The following is a 1,123-nucleotide window of genomic DNA, read 5'->3' on the forward strand; positions in this document are numbered from 1 at the left end:
CAGATCGAGCCCATCCTTCGTGAACCGCTGAACAATGGGCAGCTGCCGCCCATGCAGCGGATGCCACGGATACTCGATCCGCACCGCCGCATTTCGATATGCCGAATGGAAGTCGTTGTGGTCGGCTGCTCAAGGCTCTCTGGCACGACGGCGTCGCGCTCAGCCTCCTGGTGCGACGGCTTGAGCATGGGCATTTCCCTTGGCCCATGACCTCGACCGGCTCCGTCACGCTGTCGCCGGCGCAGGCTTCGCTGCTGCTGGAGGGCCTGGAATGGCGCTCGGCGCAGCGGGAGCGGCGACCAACAGCAGCGTGATGCCGCGGCCTGCGGCTTTCGCTTGGTGCGACGCGGGCAAGTCGGCAACGATTCTGCCGTGCCCGGGGATCATGCCGACAGCAGCAACGGTAATGCCGGCGACGACGACGCCGCTGAACTGCGAGCCGCGCTGGCCGCGGCCGAGGCGCGTATCGCGGCGCTGGAGCAGATCATCCACGACCTGCGCCGGGCCCGCTTCGGCCAAAGCGCCGAGCGCGTCGATCCCGGCCAGCTGGCCTTGGCGCTCAGCGGGGAACCAGCCGCACCGCCTGCGAGCAATGACAATCCGGCACCGCGCGGCCACAAGCCGCATGCCGAGCGGCGCCGGAACCGCGGCCGGCTGCCGGCTCATCTCGAGCGCATCGAGCAGATGCTGGACCTCGCCGACCGCCGCTGCCCGTGCTGCCGCGAGGAGATGCGGCACATCGGCGAGGACCGGGGAGAACGGCTCGACGTCGTGCCCGCCCAGCTGCGGGTGCTGGTGACCATCCGGCCCCGCTACGCCTGCCGGCGCTGTGAGGAGGCCGGCGTGCACCAGCAGCCGGCGCCGGCGCGCGTCGTCACCGGCGGCCTGCCCACCGAGGCGCTGCTGGTGCAGGTGCTGGTGGCCAAGTACGGCGACGGCATCCCACTCCACCGGCAGTGCCAGATCCTGGCCCGGCAGGGGATCCAGCTCGACCGCGCCACCCTCTGCGACTGGGTCGGCCAGGCCTGCTGGTGGCTGCGCCCGCTGCGCGACCTCATCCTCGCCCACGTGGTCGGCCATGCCCGGGTCTTCGCCGACGACACGCCGCTACCCACCCTGGAGC

The 1,123-nt window shown here is 71.3% G+C and carries 3 protein-coding genes; 2 read left to right on the top strand and 1 reads right to left on the bottom strand.

What is annotated here, in order from left to right; translation table 11 throughout:
• A partial coding sequence (locus E2C05_RS34445; protein ID WP_205083270.1) for a hypothetical protein occupies window positions 1-188 on the bottom strand: 188 nt, incomplete at its 3' end.
• Between E2C05_RS34445 and tnpB the strand changes: the two genes are divergently transcribed.
• Both tnpB and E2C05_RS31960 read left to right on the top strand, forming a co-directional pair.
• On the top strand, window positions 99-314 hold the full coding sequence (gene tnpB / locus E2C05_RS31955; protein ID WP_133223619.1) for an IS66 family insertion sequence element accessory protein TnpB: 216 nt from the start codon (window positions 99-101) through the stop codon (window positions 312-314). The two genes, E2C05_RS34445 and tnpB, sit on opposite strands and share 90 nt — an antisense overlap.
• 25 nt (window positions 315-339) lie before the next feature.
• A partial coding sequence (locus tag E2C05_RS31960; RefSeq protein ID WP_240046995.1) for an IS66 family transposase occupies window positions 340-1,123 on the top strand: 784 nt, incomplete at its 3' end.

The organism is Paracraurococcus ruber, from assembly GCF_004353985.1.
Lineage (GTDB): Bacteria > Pseudomonadota > Alphaproteobacteria > Acetobacterales > Acetobacteraceae > Paracraurococcus > Paracraurococcus ruber.

What these genes read in the sequence shown, in the direction of transcription:
- tnpB (WP_133223619.1), top strand. Translation starts at nt 99, where the DNA reads ATGCCGAATGGAAGTCGTTGTGGTCGGCTGCTCAAGGCTCTCTGGCAC.